Origin of the sequence: Okeania sp. SIO2B9, from assembly GCF_010672505.1 — a bacterium.
GTDB classification, from domain to species: domain Bacteria; phylum Cyanobacteriota; class Cyanobacteriia; order Cyanobacteriales; family Microcoleaceae; genus Okeania; species Okeania hirsuta.
Genome location: NZ_JAAHGK010000936.1, coordinates 1 through 3,101, shown reverse-complemented (window position 1 = coordinate 3,101; position 3,101 = coordinate 1). Strand labels below are relative to the sequence as shown.

At 33.8% G+C, this 3,101-nt stretch carries 2 protein-coding genes; both read left to right on the top strand.

Annotated features, from left to right (window positions below):
- Nucleotides 1-115 precede the first annotated feature (115 nt).
- Complete coding sequence (gene gntT / locus F6K13_RS25685) at nt 116-1,498, top strand: guanitoxin biosynthesis MATE family efflux transporter GntT (RefSeq protein WP_124154830.1); 1,383 nt, start codon at nt 116-118, stop codon at nt 1,496-1,498.
- A 725-nt stretch (nt 1,499-2,223) separates the two neighbouring features.
- The gene (locus F6K13_RS25680) at nt 2,224-2,955 is read left to right on the top strand and encodes a DUF429 domain-containing protein (protein ID WP_124144753.1); all 732 of its coding nucleotides are present in this window, start codon (nt 2,224-2,226) and stop codon (nt 2,953-2,955) included.
- Nucleotides 2,956-3,101 lie beyond the last annotated feature (146 nt).

The window sequence follows — 3,101 nt, the reverse complement described above, 5'->3', positions numbered from 1 at the left end:
TATTTTATTATCTCAGAGACTGTTTATTGTCAAAAAAAAGTTAAAATCTCAATTTTGTTTCTCTATAACTAACTTCTGTGAGTAAAATGGGAGATAAATCTACTCTTTGGAAAATATGAAGTCTCTTATTAAGAATGATTTTATCCGATTAACTTTAGTCAACATTTTATCTAATTTAATGGTTCCTTTAGCAAGTCTAGTAGACTTAGCTTTTTTAGGTTATTTAGATGAAATTCATAATTTAGCAGGAGTTTCCCTAGCCACAGTTTTATTTAACTATATTTACTGGACTTTTGGCTTTTTACGAATGGGTACTACTGGTACAACTGCTCAAGCTAGAGGAAGTGAAAACCATCAGGAAGTAAAACAAATTTGCCTACGGAACTGCTTAATTGCTTTAGTTATTGGCACAATTATTCTGATTTTCCAATATCCTTTGAGAGAAATTGGCTTTAGTTTACTTAGTGCAACTCCAGAAGTAAAAGCTAGTGGTATTAGCTACTATCAAAGTTTAATTTGGGGCGCACCTGCTACCTTATTAAACTTCGTATTAATAGGTTGGTTTTTAGGACTCGAACAAGGAGGAAAAGTTTTACTATTATCAGTAGTTAATAAAGGCACAAATATTATCTTAGATTATATTTTTATTGTCCGTTGGGGATGGGAAAGTAGCGGTGCGGGTAGTGCTACAGCAATAAGTCAATATATTACTTTAGTCGTAGGCATAATTTGTATTTTTAACTTAATATCTTTGAGAGAAATTCCTCAGTTAATCAAAGATATTTGGCAACCTCAAGTAATTAGAGAAACTTTTATTCTCAATCGAGATATTCTGATTCGCACTTTTGCCCTAATTTCTACTTTTGCTGTATTTACTAATTTAAGTTCATACATAAATACTCTAGTTTTAGCAACTAATACCCTGTTATTACAGGTAGTGACATTAGCTGCTTATTTTATTGACGGTTTAGCTTTTGCCACAGAAAGTTTAGCAGGAAAAAGTTATGGTGAAGGAAATCAAGAACAATTAAAGATATTAGTAAAATTATCAGGAATAATTAGTGTGAGTATCGGGTTGATTTTTGCTTTAGTATTCTGTTTATTCCCTACCTATTTATTTGGTTTGTTGACTAATCATACTGAAATTATTCACAATATTAATAGTTATGTTTTTTGGCTAATACCTGTTTTGGGGTTTGGGGGAATGGCTTATATGTTAGATGGATATTTTCTCGGTTTAACTCAAGGAAGTTTATTGCGCAATTCTACTTTAATTGCTAGTTTAGTAGGATTTTTACCCTTTGCTATGGTGGGTTGGTTGTTAAAAAGTAATCATATATTATGGTTAGCTTTAGCAATGTTTATGGCAGCTAGGGCGATTACTTTAGGCAAAGCTATTCCTAATATAATCGTTGAACAATTTTCTCCCTCAATAGAACTTATCAAAGACAATAATGAAAAAAATTTGGTGTTAGGGAGTAGGAGAGTAGGGGAGTAGGGGAGTAGTAAACAGAAGAATAATACACACTAAAAACATTGCTCTTACTTACTTATTACTTAATAAATTAAGCCTTGAGCAAGGTCTTGCATTATTTTTTGCATTGGTATAACACTGATTGACATCCTCCCGACGCTGCTCTACGAGACAGCGCGGGATTCCCTAACATCACTGTTAGGGGCTTTCTGCTGCCTCTTGACAGAGGAGCTGCGCTAACATAGCACCTGCCTTCCGGGATTTACTCCCAGATGGCCTTTTTGACTAATCAAATCAGCTTTTAATATTATTTATCTAAATCAAAGTAGTCTAATTTTCCCCAAATTATTACAAAATATTTCACGAACTTGCGTTGTTTCAGCGATTTGGTACATAGTTTGTACATAAGATATTGTGCCAATGTTGTGCCTACACCTAAGAATAGACTCTTCAATACAAGGCTACAAGCTAGTATTTACGTTAATAACACCTCAAATATGCCAATTTTCAGCCGAGAGGTATAGCCTCAAAAAAAACAAATTTTGAACAAGTACAAATACCCAAGTAATTCTAGTCATTGACAAATAGTAGATATTAGTTGATAGCTGAGAGCTGACGGCTGTTTGCGCAGCATTCCGGAGGAAATGTTTACTTCAAAGCCTCCTTGTTGTATAGGTACTGATAACTGATGACTTAAATTACCCTGAAAAAATACTTTTTCAGCAAACCCTATTTACCAAAACAACACTATGAAATTTATAGGAATAGACCTCGGTTGGAGTTCGGGAAAAAGTGGTTTGTGCTGTCTACAATACTCAGACAAAAAATTAAATATATTAGACTTAGACTGCATATTAGAAACTGAAGATATTCTCAATTGGATTGATAATTTTACTCCTTTACCAACTCCTGCTCTAATTGCCGTAGATGCTCCAACAATAATTCCCAATCAAACAGGAACTAGACTACCAGATAAACTTACTCATAAATATTTTGGTCGTTATCATGCGGGATGTTATCCAGCAAATCTTAACCGTCCTTTTGCTCAGAAAACCGTGAATTTTGGCATGAGTTTGACAGCTAAAGGATTTATTCATGCACCAACAATTGAACCGCAACAACCAGGACGTTTTCAAATCGAAGTTTATCCTCATCCAGCTATAGTTAATTTATTTAGTTTAGAAAAAATTATGAAATACAAAAAAGGGAAATTAGCAGACCGTAAATCAGAACTTTTGAAACTGCACCAATACATAACAAATATCTTAACTACCCTCGAACCAACTCTAGAAATTTCCGAAAATTTCCTAGATACTGAAAATATCAATAGTATAGCTACCCTCAAAATTACAGAAGATAAATTAGATAGTTTAATCTGTGCTTATATTGGTGCATACTGGTGGTATTGGGGTCAAGCAAAAAATTTAGTTTTGGGCGATGACACCACCGGATATATAGTAGTTCCTGAACGACTAGATTAAATCCTGTTCAAATATATGAAAGAAAATATAGCAGAACTCACATCTATTCGGAAAGAAGAACGTTGATGACGAAGAGTATCTACTTCGGTCTGTAAAGTTTCTACTTCGGTCTGTAAAGTTTCTACTTCTGATTTGAGTTCTGCTAA